We start from the raw sequence: 15,665 nt of genomic DNA, 5'->3' as shown, positions 1-15,665 counted from the left end.
CGTATTATCGCCTGTTTACTCCGGTGCTGTCCCAGTGGCCTGGGTCTTTGTTTCAGGCTTGACGGTTTCAGCTGTCCAGCCGCCACCCAAAGCCTTGTACAACTCGACCCGGTTCATCAGGGATGCCAAGCCAGTCTGAATATAGGCTTGACGCGTACCGTACAGGCTGACTTCCGCCGTTTGCACCTGCAGGAAGCTGTCTATACCCACTTCGTAACGCAGCTTGGCCAGACGCAAGCTTTCGCTGGCAGCCTGATCAACCTCTTGCAAGGCGTCGATCTGCTGACCGTAGGTGGCTTCGCCCGCCAAAGCATCAGCCACTTCGCGGAAGGCTTCCTGAATGGTTTTTTCATACTGGCTGATCGCAATGTCACGACGAGCCTCGGCCAGATCCAAATTGGCCCAGGTACTGCCCGAGAGCAGCGGCATGGTAATTTGCGGCTGGAACTGCCAGTAACGGTTACCCGAACTGAACAGACCACCCAGCTCGGGGCTCATGAAGCCCAGCAGACCGGTCAGGCTCAGACGCGGGAAAAAAGCAGCGCGTGCTGCACCGATGCTGTAGTTGGAACCACGCAAGACGTGCTCGGCGGCCAGGATGTCAGGACGACGCTCCAGCAACTCGGCCGACAACCCTACAGGCAAGCTAGGCATCAGCTGAGCACGGGTAAAGGGCAAGCCTGCTGGCAAGTCAGCCGGTATTTCACCGCCCAACAAGACCTGCAAGGCATTGAGTGCACGCTGACGATCACGCTCGACAGCCTGCATATCGGAACGCACGGTGTTGTATTGCACCTTGGCCTGGTTCAGGTCCAGCGCCGACACCGTACCGGCATCGTAAGAAGACTGCACCAGGCGCAATGTCTCTTGACGGCTGCGCAAGGTATTGCTCATCAAAGCATGCAGTTCTTCGGCAGTACGTACCTTGAAGTAGGCTTCGGCGGTGCCCGCCACCAGGGCGATATGGGCGGTACGTTGAGCCTGCTCGGTGGCAAAGTACTGTTCTTGAGCAGCACGGGCCAGATCACGCACTCGACCAAAGAAGTCCAGCTCGAAAGCAGTGATACCGACACCGGCCTGGAACGTACGGGTTACGGGGGCCGAATTTGGGCCACCAGGACGCAGTTCAGCCGGTGTGTGGGTGGCCTGCTCGGCCGCCTGCACACCAATGCTGGGCAACTGGTCACTGCGTGCCACGCCGTATTGCGCGCGAGCTTCCTCGATGCGCTGGGTGGCAATACGCAGATCGCGGTTATTCTCCAGAGCCTGCTCGATCAGGGCATGCAGACGCGGATCCGTAAAGAATTCACGCCAGCCCAGATCAGCAGCCTGTGCCGCATCCGCCTGGCCCTGCTGGGCCAGAGGGAATTGTGCGGGCACGGGAGAATCAGGACGCTCGTACTTCGGTGCCAAGGAGCAAGCCGACAAGGCAAACGCCACGGCCAGCACCAAGGGGCTACGTAAAAACATGCTAGACATCAGTGCTGTCCTCCTTGCGAACCGGCCGGCTGTGCAGCTTGTTTGGCCTGTTCTTCCTCGTGCAATTTAGCGGCTTCGCCAAACAGACGGGGTTTAGTTTTAAAGAGCTTGAGGATCACGACAAAGAAGGTCGGCACCATCAAGACAGCCAAAGGCGTTGCGGCCAACATACCACCCAGCACACCCAGACCCACGGCGTTCTGGCTGGCAGCACCCGCACCAGTGGAGGTAGCCAGAGGCACCACACCCAGCACAAAGGCGAAAGAGGTCATCAAGATAGGACGGAAACGCAAGCGAGCGGCTTCCAGAGTGGCGTCGATCAAGGTAGCACCACGTGCGTAGGCATCCTTGGCAAACTCCACAATCAGAATCGCGTTCTTCGCTGACAGACCGATCACCGTCACGATACCCACCTGGAAGTACACGTCGTTAGGCATACCCAGACCGGAGACCAGCAAGACCGAACCCAGCATACCCAGCGGTACGGCCAGCATCACCGACAGCGGAATCGCCCAGCTTTCGTACAAGGCAGCCAGCAGCATGAACACCACCAGAACCGCCAAGCCCATCAAGATAGCGGACTGGCCTGCGGCCTGACGCTCTTGATAAGACAGACCTGTCCAGTCCACACCAAAGCCGCTAGGCAACTGCTTCATCAGGTTTTCCATCTCGATCATGGCTTCACCCGAGGTATAGCCTGGAGCGGGGCCACCACCGATACGGACAGACTCGTAGCTGTTGTAGCGCACGATCTGTACCGGACCCTGTTCGGTCGTCTGGCTGACAAAGGCCGACAGCGGAACCATCTTGCCTTCGCTGTTGCGAGCGTTGAGCTTGAGCACATCGTCGATGGTCATGCGATATGGCGCATCAGCTTGTACCCAGACACTTTGCACACGTCCCTGGTTGGTGAATTTACCCACAAAAGACGAGCCCAGGGCGCCACTGATCAAGGCAGAGGCTTCGCTGAAGTTCACACCCAAGGCAGCCGCCTTGTCACGGTCAATTTCCAGACGGATCTGTTTGCCAGGTCCCAAGCCCGTGATACGTACACTCTGTGGATCGAACACAGGGCTTGCCTTGGCCAGGGCCAGCAACTGATCCGCTGCTGCCATCAGGGCATCGTGCCCCATGCCACCGCGGTCTTCCAGACGCATATCAATACCCGAGGAGTTACCCAGAGCAGAAATAGCGGGGGGCACAATCGCGATCACCATGGAGTCGGGCAAACCGAACAGCAATTGGCCCATGGCCTTGCCGGAAATAGCTTGAGCCGAGTTTTCCTTGCCTTTACGTTCGTTGAAGTCTTTCAAGGGCACAAAGGCAATCGCCGAGTTCAAACCACTACCGTTAAAGCTGAAGCCTTGCACAGCAATGATGTTTTCAACCTGAGGCTGCTCTTTGAAGTAGTCCTCTACCTTGGAGATGGTTTCAATCGTACGGTTGGCCGTCGAACCGGCAGGCAGTTCGATGTTGGCAATCACGTAGCCCTGATCTTCCTCGGGCAAGAACGCGGTTGGCATACGCATGTACAGGAAGCCCAGCACCAGCACCATGATCAGGTAGATGAACATCATCCGACCGCCACGACGCAAGGTCTTGCCAATAAAGCTTTCGTAACCATTAGTGGTACGCGTAAAGACACGGTTGAACCAGCCAAAGAAGCCACGCTTGGTTTCGTGATGGCCCTTGGGGATAGGTTTCAACAAAGTCGCGCACAAGGCAGGTGTAAAGGTCAGTGCCAAAAAGCCGGAGAAGGCAATCGACACGGCCATGGCCACCGAGAACTGACGGTAAATCACCCCCACCGAACCGGCCATGAATGCCAGGGGCAAGAACACGGCCGACAGCACCAGCGTAATACCCACAATAGCGCCACTAATTTGCGGCATGGCTTTCTTGGTCGCTTCCTTAGGCGAGAGCCCGTCTTCCACCATGATACGTTCGACGTTCTCCACCACCACGATCGCGTCGTCCACCAAAATACCAATGGCCAGCACCATCGCGAACATGGTCAGCACGTTCACTGACATACCCAGCACCTGCATCACCGCGAAAGCCCCCAAGATAGCCACCGGCACCACCAGTGCGGGGATCAGGGTGTAGCGCACGTTTTGCAGGAACACGTACATCACGATGAACACCAAGACCATGGCTTCCAGCAAGGTGTAAACCACCTGGGTGATGGACTTGTCCACGTAGGGCGAGGTGTCGTAAGGAATGTCGTAGCGGATGTTTTCCGGGAAGAACTCGGCCAACTTCTCCATTTCGACTTTAATTGCCGCGGCAGTATCCAGCGCGTTCGCCTCAGGCAACAAGGAGATAGCAAAAGCCGCTGTCGGCTTGCTGTTCAGACGGGCACCAAACTGGTAGTTGTCCGCCCCCACTTCCACACGAGCGACGTCTTTAATACGCACGGTCGAGCCATCAGGCTGCGAGCGCAGAATGATGTTTTCAAACTCTTCCACGGTTGCCAACTGACCGTTCACCGTAATGGGTGCGGCCACACGCTGACTGTCCTGATTGGGTGGGCCACCCAGAATACCGGCAGACACCAGCATGTTTTGCTGACGAATGGCGTTGGTCACGTCCGCTGGGCTCATCTGGTAACCGACCAGCTTGGCAGGGTCCAGCCACACACGCATGGCGCGACCGGCTGCAAACAGCTGGAAGCGAGCCACACCAGGAACACGAGAAATCGTGTTCTTGATATTGCGTTCGATGTAGTCAGCCAGAGCTGTCTGATCCAGACTGCCGTCCGTGGAGGACAAGGTCACCACTTGCAGAAAGCCGGTACTGGACTGCTCCACGTGCAGGCCCTGCTCCATCACCGCTGTCGGCAAGGACGCGGTAATGTTGCTGACCCGGTTCTGGACGTCCACCTGAGCCATGTCAGGATTGGTACCAGGACGGAACGTGGCGGTGATTTCGGTCGAGCCGTAGGAGTCACTGACGGACTCGTAGTACAGCAGGCCTTTGGCACCGTTCAGCTGATCTTCGATCACACTGGCTACCGTACTGGCAACGTCTTCCGCCGTTGCACCTGGGTAGGTCGCCCGGATGGTGACCGAAGGGGGTGCCACATCGGGATACTGCGCTACAGGCATATTGGGCAAAGCCAATAAGCCAAATAGCGTGATCGCCAAGGCAACGACCCATGCAAAAATGGGCCTTTCAATAAAAAACTGAGGCATGTCGCTTACTCGCTAGACTTGGCTTCGTTTGGCTCAGCAGCGGCGGCCGGTTCCTGTGCGGGGGCCGCATCAGGAGCAGGTGCAGCGGCTGACTTGTTGCCCTTCCAAGGCATCGTCTGGACAGGGGCACCGGGACGAATCTTCTGGAAGCCTTCGACAATGATCTGGTCGCCGGCTTGCAGGCCTTTGTCCACTACATACTGACCATCGCTTTCGGGTCCCAACACGACAGGTACAGACTGGGCTTTCTCTTCACGAACCACGTAAATATTAGAAGCGCCATCCGAGGTGTACTGAACAGCCTGCGCGGGCACCAGCAAGGCATCCGGAATCACACCTTGTTCCAGACGAACGCGTACGTACATACCGGGCAAGAGAATTTCATCAGGGTTCGGGAACACGGCACGCAAGGTTACTTGCGAGGTGGAAGGATCCACGCTGACACCGCTAAACAGCAAAACGCCATCTTGATCGTACAGGGAGCCATCTTCCAGCACGGCCTTGGCTTTGGCCTGGCCTTCACCAGCCGACTTCAACGTACCAGCAGCCATGGCACGACGCAGTTGCGTCAGCTCAGCGGTGGAACGCGTCACATCAATATAGACACGGTCCAGTTGCTGCACGGTGGCCATATGGGTGGCGTTGGCGGCAGAAACCAGAGCACCTTCGGTAACCAGGGACTTGCCGATACGGCCCGACACGGGCGACACAATCTTGGTGTAGCCCAGATCAATATTGGCGCTGTCCAGGGTCGCCTGTGCAGCGGCAATGGCGGCATCGGCCTGCATGGCGCGGGCCTTGGCGTTGTCGTAATCCTGGCGGGAAACCGCATTTTCCTTGATCAGACGCTCGTAACGCTGCGCCAATTGCTTGGCACTTTGTGCGTCAGCCTGGGCGTTTTTCAGCTGGGCTGCTGCTTGATTACGAACTGCACGGTACGGAGCCGGGTCAATGGTAAACAAGAGCTGGTCTTGTTTGACATCAGCGCCCTGCTCAAAGTTGATCTCTTCCACAATCCCGGAAACACGGGCGCGGATTTGTGCATCTTTAATTGCTTCGACTCGTCCAGGCAGCTCGGAGAACAACTCGGTAGAAGTCGGTTGGACGGTAATCACACTGACCGGGACCTTCATCCCGCCGGCCGGAGCTTGAGGCTCTTTGTTGCCGCAAGCGGCGAGCAGAACCAAGGAAGAGAAGGCAGCAATACGAAAAGTCTGCCGACCCAACAAGCTTTGAAATGACATGAAGAACTCCTGAGCTAAGCGTTGCATGGGAGTTTAACGCTTAAACTGACTGGATTGTATGGTTTGGACAAGCAGCAAGTATATGTCGAAAAAGCGCAAATCAAACAGGAAAATTTGCGATGAGACTCATTTCGATCCTGCCATTATTTGGCGACTACGATTAGCCAGCTACCCCCTTGCACCCGCTCCGCTGTCTGCCTATGCCAAAAGAACACGTATTATCATATACCTAGGGTTTTTTGAATATAAAAAAACCGCGTTTAACCCCTAGAGTTCACGCGGTTTTCCAAATCCGGGATAGTGCTTTCTAACCTAGCAATAAACTATCGTCGGCTAAAGTCTCACCCCGAACCCGCTCGAACATCTCCAGCAGATCTCGCACATCCAGGCCTTGACGCTGTTCACCACTGACATCCAGCACCACCTTGCCCTGGTGCAACATGACCGTGCGATCACCCACATCCAGAGCCTGACGCATACTGTGCGTGACCATCATGGTGGTCAGGCCACCTTCACGCACAATACGATTGGTCAGTTGCAAAACAAAGTCAGCCGTACGCGGGTCCAGCGCAGCCGTATGCTCGTCCAGCAGCAAGATCTTGGAAGGACGCAAGGCCGCCATCAACAGGCTGACGGCCTGACGTTGGCCACCGGACAACAAACCGATGCGGTCTGTCAGACGGTTTTCCAGACCCAGACCCAAGGTTTCCAGACGCTCTGCAAATTCAGCGCGCATGGAGTGACGCACGGCACGGCTCAGCCCACGGCGGCTGCCACGGCAGGTGGCCAGCGCCATATTTTCTTCAATGGTCAGATCTTCACAGGTACCGGCCATCGGATCCTGAAACACACGTGCTACCCAATTGGCTCGCTCCCAGACCGGGCGGCGAGTCACGTCTACCTTGTCGATCATGATTTGGCCATCATCAACAGACTGGTCGCCCGAGATCGCATTCAGAAAAGTAGACTTGCCCGCACCGTTGGAACCGATCACGGTCACGAACTGCCCTTCGGGAATGGTCAGGGACAAACCGCGCAAGGCACGGGTTTCAATGGGCGTACCTGGATTAAATGTCAGGGACAGATCTTTTGCTTCTAACATTACTGGGCCCCCTTCTGTTTACGAGCACGCTTTTTCTTGAGCAATGGAATCACCAGTGCCACGGTAACCAGCAAAGCGGTGACCAGGTTCAAGTCCTGCGCTTTCAGGCCGATCACATCGGCATTCAGAGCCAAAGCAATAAAGAAGCGGTACAGAATCGCACCCAGCACCACGGCCAAGGTGGCGTAGAACAGTTTGCGTGCGGGCAAGATGCTTTCACCCACAATCACGGCAGCCAGACCAATCACGATGGTCCCGATGCCCATGGAGATATCCGCCCCACCCTGCGATTGTGCAAACAAGGCACCGGCCAAGGCGACCAGGGCATTGGAAATAGCCATGCCCAGCAAAAGCATATTGCCAGTTGCCACACCTTGAGCACGGGCCATACGCGCATTGGCGCCGGTAGCGCGCATGGCCAGGCCAGTTTGCGTACCGAAGAACCAATCCAGCGCCAGTTTGGCAATGATTACCAAACCAATCAGCATCAAGGGACGAGCAATATAGTCAGCGATGGATTCGGGCTGCAGAATCGTGAAGACCGTCGGCTCCATGATCAGGGGCACATTGGGACGGCCCATGATGCGCAGGTTGATGGAATACAAGGCGATCATCATCAGGATACTGGCCAGCAGATCCATGATTTTCAGGCGTACGTTCAACCAGCCAGTAATCGTGCCAGCAATGGCACCAGCAAAAGTGGCCACTACCGTCGCCAGGAAAGGATCATTGCCCTGGCTGATCAGGATGGCGGCAACCGCCCCACCCAAAGGAAAACTACCATCGACCGTCAGGTCAGGAAATCGCAGGATGCGAAAAGAAATCAGAACACCCAGAGCAACCAGTCCGAAAATCAGACCAATCTCCAGGGCCCCCCACATTGAATAAATAGACATATTGTTGGACGTCTAGGATACAAAAGAAACAGGCGGGCAGCTTGTGGCAACCCACCTGCAAGAAGCAGTCAAATCAGGCTTATTCGACGATTTTTGTTGCGGACTTCACGAAGTCCTCGTTAAGCGAAACGCCTTGGCGCTTGGCAGCGCCCGGATTGACATACAGTTCCAGATTGCTGCTGGTTTCAGAAGCCATATCACCGGGTTTTTCACCCTTCAGAATACGGATGACCTGTTGACCGGTCTGCAGACCCAGGTTGTAGTAGTTCACGCCCAGAGCTGCGATAGCACCACGGGCCACACTGTCGGTGTCCGAAGCGATCAAAGGCACTTTGGCGTCCACGCCCACTTTTACCAGGGACTCGTAGGCCGACACCACGTTATTGTCGGTATTGGTGTAGATCACATCGACCTTGCCCACCAGGCTACGAGCAGCCGCCCCCACGTCCACGGTACGAGGCGCGGTGGCTTCCACCAGCGTCATGCCGTGCTTGGGCAGCAATTCTTTCATTTCTTTAACGACCACGGCGGAGTTGGCTTCGCCAGGGTTGTAAACCATACCCACGCGCTTGGCATCAGGCACGACTTTCTTGATCAGATCAACCTGGGCTTCCAGTGCCAGCGCATCGGACACGCCTGTCACGTTGGTGCCCGACGGTGCCATGCTGGGCACCAGGTGTGCCACCACAGGATCGGTCACGGCCGAATACACCACAGGGATAGTCTTGGTTGCCGACACCACGGCCTGCGCCGAAGGAGTGGAAATGGCCACAATCACGTCAGCCTTGTCACCGACGAATTTACGAGCGATCTGAGCGGCAATCGCCGGATTGCCCTGGGCGGTCTGAAACTGCCATTTGAAGCCGGAGGCTTCGTTATAACCAGCATCGGTCAGCGCTTTGTGTACTCCATCCTTAATGGCGTCCAGAGCCGGATGTTCCACAATCGACGATACCGATACAGATTGCGCATGAACTGCAGCGCCCGACATCAATCCTACACAAGCCAAAGCGGCCGCCACCTGATGCACCGATCTGATCAGTTTCATCCAATACTCCTTAGATGCAAAAAAACGAAAATTTTAGGTGTTTAGTCTAACGCGAACGACAGGACTTTGACCCTTCAGGTAATCCCTGCCCCGCTCCCCTACTGGTCCTGCATCTGGCGACGGAACGAGAGCAGTTCCCTGGCCCAACGTGTAGCCGGCAAACCATAATCGGCCTGCACTTGTTCGGCCCGACTCAGCAGCTCTCCGGCTGTCATCTCCAGCGTGCTGCCTTTGAAGGCCAGAACCACCTGATTGCCCTCGTCCATTTCAGGCAAGAGCAATACTTTGCCATTAAAGGCTTCACGAATGTTGTCAATATTATGTTTGAAGCTGGGATGGGCACCAAAAAGATTCACCGTCATGATGCCTTCATCATCCAGAACCGCGCGGCAATCCTGATAGAACTCCAGACTGTCACGTACTGGGCCTTCGGCATGCGCGTCGTACAAGTCCACCATCAAGGCGCGATACTGACTGTGCTGATCGCTATCCTGTACCCAGACACCGGCGTCAGCCTGATCAATCAGAGACCGTGGGCTGCGCGGCAGCCGGAAGAAAGCATTGCACATGCCAATCACCGACGGATTCCACTCCACCGTCTGTACCTGACTGCTGGTCTGCTTCAGGCAGAAACGCAGCAGGGAACCCGCCCCCAGCCCCAGAATAGCCAGTTTGTGCTCGGGTTTGGGGTCTTCCATAAATAGCAGCCAGGCCATCATTTGTTGTGTGTAGGCCAAGACCAATTCAGCGGGCTTGCGAATACGCATGGCGCCTTGAATCCACTCCGTTCCAAAGTGCAGATAACGGATCCCTTCGCTTTCCGACAACGTAGGACTATCGTCCCCCTGCTCACCAGCCATGAAACTCTTCCTTGCAAAGCAGTCAGGCGGCCCGGCTCACACGGGAGCAACGTGGCACCCCACATAATCCTGAACCTGGATATGGCCTGACGACAGAGAAAACAGCGCCGGAAGGCGGCATTGCGCCACTTCCGGCGTTTTTTAGCAAGGCGCCATCATAACAGCGATCACTTGATGGGGAACGGCTCACTGACGTTCGATAATCATGGCTACTCCCTCGCTACCGCCATGACACATGGTGACCAGAGCATACCGCCCCTGGATGCGCTGCAACTCATGCAAGGCCTTGACTACCAGTGCCGCTCCTGTCGCCCCCAAAGGATGCCCCATGCTAATGCTGCCGCCATTTGGATTGACTCGCTCCGGATCAAAATCCAATTCTTTGGCAACGGCGCACACCTGTGCTGCAAACGCCTCATTGGACTCGATCACATCAATATCGGCTACCGTCAGTCCCGCCCGCTTGAGCGCCAAGCGAGTCGATGGCACCGGCCCCATTCCCGCAAATTGAGGGTCCACGCCCGCATGCGCCCATGAGCGCAGCTTGCCCAGGGGCTTCAAGCCTTGACGGCGTGCCTGCCCCTCTTCCATCATCAGCACCACCGCCGCCGCATCCGCCAGGCCCAAGATATTACCGGCCGTCACCGTCCCCCCGTCGCTCTGGAAAATAGGCTTCAAGGCGGCAAGCTGCTCCAGACTGCCATCATGCCGAACATGCTCATCCTGCTCGAAGATGCTCCCATCGTGGGCCGCCAGCGGGACGATCTGCTCCTTAAAGTACCCATTTTCAATGGCACGAGCCGCTCTACGGTGCGACTCCAGGGCCAACTGATCTTGCTCACAGCGGGACACACCGTATTTTCTGGCGACATTCTCCCCCGTCACCCCCACATGCTCCCGAGTCAAAGGACTGATGAAAATCTCCGACAAGACATCTACCAAGGCCACACTGCCCATGCGACTCCCCCAGCGCTGGCTTGGCGCCAGATAAGGCATTCGACTGGTACTTTCAACACCGCCGGCCAAGGCCACCCGAGCCTCACCCAATACAATCGCTTGCGCTGCCGAAATAATGGCCTGCAAACCGGATGCACATAAGCGGTTCACATTCATGGCAACCGCCTCATGAGCCACTCCTGCTTTCATGGAGGCTGCACGCGCCACATAGACATCCTGGGGCTCGGTCAGCACCACCTGCCCCATCACTACCTGCTCCACCTCCGAGGCAGATACTCCACTTCTGCCCAACACTTCCTGCATGACCGCCGCCCCCATCTCAATGGGGGGCACATTCCGTAACGAGCCACCAAAATTACCAAAAGCGGTTCGACAAGCCTGAACCAGAACGACTTCTTGCATATGAACCTCCTTTTATTCCGTTTTATTCCGATGAGAAAAAACAAGGGCTTCATGCTCAGTCACCCAAGCCATGCATTACTTTTAAAACAATTCAATGCAATTGGCTGGATACGAAGGTCCACTACAAAAACAAATAATCAAGTCGGCGTTTTTATAAGATTTACTTGTATATGCCGAAAAAAAGCCGGAAAGTGACTCGTAGCACTTCCGGCTTTCCTGCTCTCTAAACGAAGCTTAAAGAGAAATAATCAGCAAGGTTCAAGGGCGCTCGAAAATCGCCGCAATCCCCTGCCCACCACCAATACACATGGTGACCAGCGCGTAACGACCTTGGACACGCTGCAGTTCATGCAAGGCCTTGACTGTAATAGCGGCGCCGGTCGCGCCAATAGGGTGGCCCAGGCTGATACCACTACCATTGGGGTTCACACGTGCCGGATCCAGACCCAGTTCACGCACGACTGCGCACGCTTGGGCGGCAAAAGCTTCGTTGGACTCGATCACATCCAGATCCGACACGCTCAAACCGGCGCGCTCCAGTGCCAGACGGCTGGCTGGCACAGGCCCAATACCCATAATGCTGGGATCCACCCCGGCATGCCCCCAGGACACCAGCTTGGCCAAGGGCTTCAGCCCACGCTGGCGAGCTTCTTCCGCGCACATCAGCAAGACAGCGGCTGCACCGTCATTCAGGCCCGAGGCATTACCTGCCGTAACACTGCCGCCTTCAGGCATGAACACAGGTTTCAGGCCGGTAAAGTTTTCCATCGTGGCGTCCAGACGTACGTGCTCGTCCTGATCAAACACGATCTCGCCCTTACGGCTTTTCTGGATAATGGGCACGATCTGCTCTTTAAAATAGCCCTGCTCGATCGCGCGACGGGCACGCTGGTGCGATTCCAATGCCAGCTCGTCCTGATCGGCTCGGGTCACGCCGTATTGGCGGGCCACATTTTCGGCCGTAATGCCCATATGAACGCGATCAAAAGGATCCGTCAGTGCGCCAGTCATCATATCCATCATGACCGAGTCCCCCATGCGAGCGCCCCAGCGATGAGCACTGGACATATAGGGCGCACGGCTCATGCTTTCTGCTCCGCCTGCCAAAGCCACCTTGGCATCACCGACCAGAATGCCCTGCGCGGCCGACACAATGGCTTGCAGACCAGAACCGCACAAACGGTTGACGTTCATGGCCGGTGTTCCGTGGCCCACGCCCGCCTGCACCGAAGCCACACGCGACAAGTACATATCGCGCGGCTCGGTTTGAATAACCTGCCCCATCACTACATGCTGAACGTCTGCCGCCGATACGCCACTTCTGTCCAGTACCGCGCGCAATACCGTGGCTCCCATTTCGATTGGCGACACATTCTTCAGTCCACCACCAAAATCACCAATCGCGGTACGGCATGCCTGGACTACAACCACTTCTTTCATATGAATCTCCCTCAATCCCATTGGGATATGATGACCAGCATAAAAAAGCCAAGCTGACAAAAACGTCCACTCGAATATACACGGCTGCCATGGAAAACCATAAAGCAGACACAAAGACCGTAATTCGCAGTATGGTTTGATACCTTACCCACAAGACACGTTCTTGATAACCCTTTTTATAGGATTCCCCCTCATGTACGAGCGTATCCTGGTATGTACCGACGGCTCAGAACTGTCCGCCCACGCTGTCACCCATGCCCTGAATCTGGCCAAGACCAGCGGCGCCAAATTGCTGGCCCTGCGCGTCATTCCGCGCTATCGCCAAAGCTACCTGGAGGGCGGCCCCATTATCGACCAGAAGCTCGATAGCCGTATCGAAGCCTCCTGGGTAGAGCACGCCCAATCCGAGCTGGCCGCCGTCAAGCAGGCCGGTAAAGACATTGGTGTCTCGGTCAAGGGCTTGGTGGTGAAGTCCGAACTGGTGGCCGATGCCATTATTTCTACCGCTGAAAAGCAGAAAGCTGACCTGATCGTCATGTCCTCGCATGGCCGCAAGGGCTACAAGCGCCTGCTCTTGGGCAGCGAAACCCAGCACGTTCTGACCTACTCGGAAATCCCCGTTCTGGTGATCCGCAAGAAAGCCAAGAAAAAATAAAACGCGGCCAGGCATCAAAACGCAAACTCCGGTTTGCGTTTTTTATTCTCAGGAGTCCCGCATGAACGTCAGCACACAGGAAAAACGACGCCGTTTTCGAGCCTTGCATGAAAGTGGCTTACTGATTTTGCCCAACCCCTGGGACATAGGTGGAGCCAAGCGTCTGGAACGACTGGGTGCACAGGCAATTGCCAGCAGCAGCGCTGCGTTTGCCTGGTCAAAGGGATTGGAAGATTTTGAGGTGGGCCGGGATGCCCTGTTGGCGCATTTGCGAGAACTGGCGGCCAGCACGAATCTGCCACTGAACGCCGACTTTGAAAATGGCTTTGCCGATGAGCCGGAACAGGTCGCCGAAAACGTCCGCCTGGCCATTGAAACCGGCATTGCAGGCTTGTCCATTGAAGATCGCCATGGCGACGAACTGTATGACCTTGAGTTGGCTGTGGCCCGCATACAGGCTGCCAAGCAAGCGATTCTCAACAGTGGCGAGGACGTTCTGTTAATAGGACGCAGCGAAGGCCTGCTGATTGACGCGCTGGATCTGGGACAAACCATAACCCGGCTAAAAGCCTTTGCCCAGGCAGGCGCCGATATGGTCTACGCCCCTGGATTACGCGAGCTGGACGATATTGCCCAAGTGGTCCAGGCACTGGCACCTACGCCCGTCAATGTGCTGCTGATTCATCCGGGACTGAACGTGCCCGATTTGGCCGCCATCGGTGTACGCCGTGTCAGCACAGGGTCACAACTGGCTCTGGCCACCTGGAACCGCTTTGAAGAGGCCAGCCTGCAACTGCTGGAGCAAGGGCATCTGCCGGCCACCCAAGCCCATCGCCGCTGGTCCTGATACAAGACAGGCAGGCATAAAAAAAGCGCAAGCTGCAAGGCTTGCGCTTTTTAACCCTTCAGTCAGAACTTAGCTGTCCTGAGCCTGGTCGCTGGACGCGTCCACTTTGGCTTCCTGATCGGTTTCTACGACTGCTTTCTTGGGAGCCACCCAATTCAGGGGCTCAACCTCAAAGGCCTGTTTACGACGTACTGGTTTCGATTTGCTCACGAATAACTCCTGCTCAATATCGACAGGGGGCGCTGCCCTTAGCGCCCCGATTTCTTTATTATATCAATGATTAGACCACAAATCAATTTTGGCCATAATATGGGCGCATTATGGATGCAAATTAGGCGACGTTAGAACAAAATAAAGGCAATTCAAAACAAGACTTTTCATAGACAATTCAAGCCAAAATAACTGCCCTGAATATCTTACGGCTCGCCTAGACCCCAGGCACCCTTGAAAACTCATTTTTCACCCATTTGAGTACAACAATAAAGAGACAATGGCATGCACGATTCCCGCCCCACCGATCATCTGGATCGCTCCTTGCGCTGTTTTTTACGCATTGCACAATTAGGCTCGGTCAGCAAAGCGGCTGATGATTTGGGACAAAGCCAATCCAGCCTGAGCAAACAATTAAGCTCGCTGGAACAAAGCCTGGGCCAAACCCTGTTTACCCGTACCGGGCGCGGAGTCAGCCTGAATGATGCGGGCGAGCTGCTGCGCCAAGCAATCGAACCGGCCTATAGCCGTATTGACAGCGCCATCCATGCCGTGCGTCAGGAGCACGGCGTCAATTCAGGTACTGTGCGGCTGGCCACCGTCCATACTCTGAGCTACTACTTCATGTCCGATGTCGCTGCCGCATTCATGAGTGCCCACCCTGGCGTGAATCTGTCCTTATTGGGACGCAGCTCGCCCGAGGTAGTGGCTTTGGTGGAAAGCGGCAAAGCCGATGTGGGTTTTGTATATGACTCGGCGGTGGACTGTGGCGGCTTGATCTCGCACACCCTGTTTGACGACCAAATGTGCCGCATCTCTGCCAAGCTGGAGCCTCTTCCGAGTGCAGATTTAAGCCACCAGGCCTTGCGCCTGATCGGTTTTCCGCCCCGTTACGCCCTGCGCCGCATGATTCACAGCAGCGGCCTGCACCCCGAATTTGTGGCGGAGGTCGAAACCATAGATGCCATGTTGCGACTGGTAGCGTCAGGATTGGGGGACTGTATCTTGCCGAGCCGCATTCCTGACAATCTGCTGCACGAGCACAATCTGCATAAATACCCGATTGAGCAACCTGCCCTGCAACGCCGGGTTGTGGCGATCTTGCGGGCAGACCGTGATCCCCAAGCACTGACTTCACGGCTGCTGGAATGTGCCTTGCGCACAGCGCAAAGTCTGTAACAAGCCTCTGCAACACGAACCTGTCGCAAGGATTCGTGGCAGATAGACAGCCCATAAAAAAACGGGCCTGATGACAGACACTTCAAGTCTGGAAGTCTTCCAGAACCCTGAACATCCCTCATCAGGCCCGCTTGCTTCACTGCTCTACCCAA

Annotated in this window: 13 protein-coding genes; 3 read left to right on the top strand and 10 right to left on the bottom strand. The window is 56.0% G+C overall.

The window, feature by feature from the left end; translation table 11 throughout:
* Positions 1-15: 15 nt before the first annotated feature.
* The 9 genes from ACFPDR_RS08230 to ACFPDR_RS08190 form a co-directional block, all read right to left on the bottom strand.
* Positions 16-1,479 (bottom strand): efflux transporter outer membrane subunit, encoded by a 1,464-nt coding sequence (locus ACFPDR_RS08230; protein ID WP_060185131.1) that lies wholly within the window; start codon positions 1,477-1,479, stop codon positions 16-18.
* Positions 1,479-4,673, bottom strand: coding sequence for an efflux RND transporter permease subunit (locus ACFPDR_RS08225; protein WP_060185132.1), 3,195 nt, complete (start codon positions 4,671-4,673; stop codon positions 1,479-1,481). The genes ACFPDR_RS08230 and ACFPDR_RS08225 overlap by 1 nt, the downstream gene beginning before the upstream one ends.
* A 5-nt stretch (positions 4,674-4,678) precedes the next feature.
* Positions 4,679-5,917: an efflux RND transporter periplasmic adaptor subunit gene (locus tag ACFPDR_RS08220; protein ID WP_060185133.1), complete on the bottom strand. Its 1,239-nt coding sequence runs from the start codon at positions 5,915-5,917 to the stop codon at positions 4,679-4,681.
* Between the two features lie 307 nt (positions 5,918-6,224).
* Positions 6,225-7,019, bottom strand: a complete 795-nt coding sequence (locus ACFPDR_RS08215) for an ABC transporter ATP-binding protein (protein WP_009457077.1) — start codon at positions 7,017-7,019, stop codon at positions 6,225-6,227.
* Positions 7,019-7,915 carry an ABC transporter permease gene (locus tag ACFPDR_RS08210; protein ID WP_009457079.1) on the bottom strand — a complete coding sequence of 299 codons (897 nt, stop codon included), beginning with the start codon at positions 7,913-7,915 and terminating at the stop codon, positions 7,019-7,021. Before ACFPDR_RS08210 ends, ACFPDR_RS08215 begins: the two co-directional genes overlap by 1 nt.
* A gap of 79 nt (positions 7,916-7,994) precedes the next feature.
* Positions 7,995-8,963 (bottom strand): ABC transporter substrate-binding protein, encoded by a 969-nt coding sequence (locus ACFPDR_RS08205; protein WP_009457081.1) that lies wholly within the window; start codon positions 8,961-8,963, stop codon positions 7,995-7,997.
* 98 nt (positions 8,964-9,061) lie between these two features.
* Entirely contained in the window at positions 9,062-9,823 is a 762-nt protein-coding gene (locus tag ACFPDR_RS08200; RefSeq protein WP_035271766.1) for a spermidine synthase, read from the bottom strand.
* A gap of 186 nt (positions 9,824-10,009) precedes the next feature.
* Positions 10,010-11,182, bottom strand: coding sequence for a beta-ketothiolase BktB (bktB, locus tag ACFPDR_RS08195; protein WP_060185135.1), 1,173 nt, complete (start codon positions 11,180-11,182; stop codon positions 10,010-10,012).
* Between the two features lie 258 nt (positions 11,183-11,440).
* Positions 11,441-12,622, bottom strand: a complete 1,182-nt coding sequence (locus tag ACFPDR_RS08190; protein ID WP_060185136.1) for an acetyl-CoA C-acyltransferase family protein — start codon at positions 12,620-12,622, stop codon at positions 11,441-11,443.
* Positions 12,623-12,815: 193 nt separating this feature from the next.
* Between ACFPDR_RS08190 and ACFPDR_RS08185 the strand changes: the two genes are divergently transcribed.
* Positions 12,816-13,277, top strand: coding sequence for a universal stress protein (locus tag ACFPDR_RS08185; protein ID WP_009457090.1), 462 nt, complete (start codon positions 12,816-12,818; stop codon positions 13,275-13,277).
* Positions 13,278-13,338: 61 nt separating this feature from the next.
* The gene (locus ACFPDR_RS08180; RefSeq protein WP_376910985.1) at positions 13,339-14,124 is read left to right on the top strand and encodes an isocitrate lyase/PEP mutase family protein; all 786 of its coding nucleotides are present in this window, start codon (positions 13,339-13,341) and stop codon (positions 14,122-14,124) included.
* A 69-nt stretch (positions 14,125-14,193) separates the two neighbouring features.
* Here ACFPDR_RS08180 and ACFPDR_RS08175 read toward each other — a convergent pair whose 3' ends face one another.
* A complete protein-coding gene (locus ACFPDR_RS08175; protein WP_021446543.1) occupies positions 14,194-14,334 on the bottom strand; it encodes a hypothetical protein in 141 nt (46 codons plus the stop codon).
* A 285-nt stretch (positions 14,335-14,619) separates the two neighbouring features.
* Here ACFPDR_RS08175 and ACFPDR_RS08170 point away from each other — a divergent pair, with 285 nt between their 5' ends.
* The gene (locus ACFPDR_RS08170) at positions 14,620-15,513 is read left to right on the top strand and encodes a LysR family transcriptional regulator (RefSeq protein WP_376910984.1); all 894 of its coding nucleotides are present in this window, start codon (positions 14,620-14,622) and stop codon (positions 15,511-15,513) included.
* The last annotated feature ends 152 nt before the right edge of the window (positions 15,514-15,665 follow it).

Origin of the sequence: Alcaligenes sp. GCM10023179, from assembly GCF_042653705.1 — a bacterium.
In the GTDB taxonomy this organism is placed as follows: Bacteria; Pseudomonadota; Gammaproteobacteria; order Burkholderiales; family Burkholderiaceae_B; genus Alcaligenes; species Alcaligenes phenolicus.
Note: the sequence above shows the minus strand (reverse complement) of the source record. Positions and strands in the feature narration are given on the sequence as shown.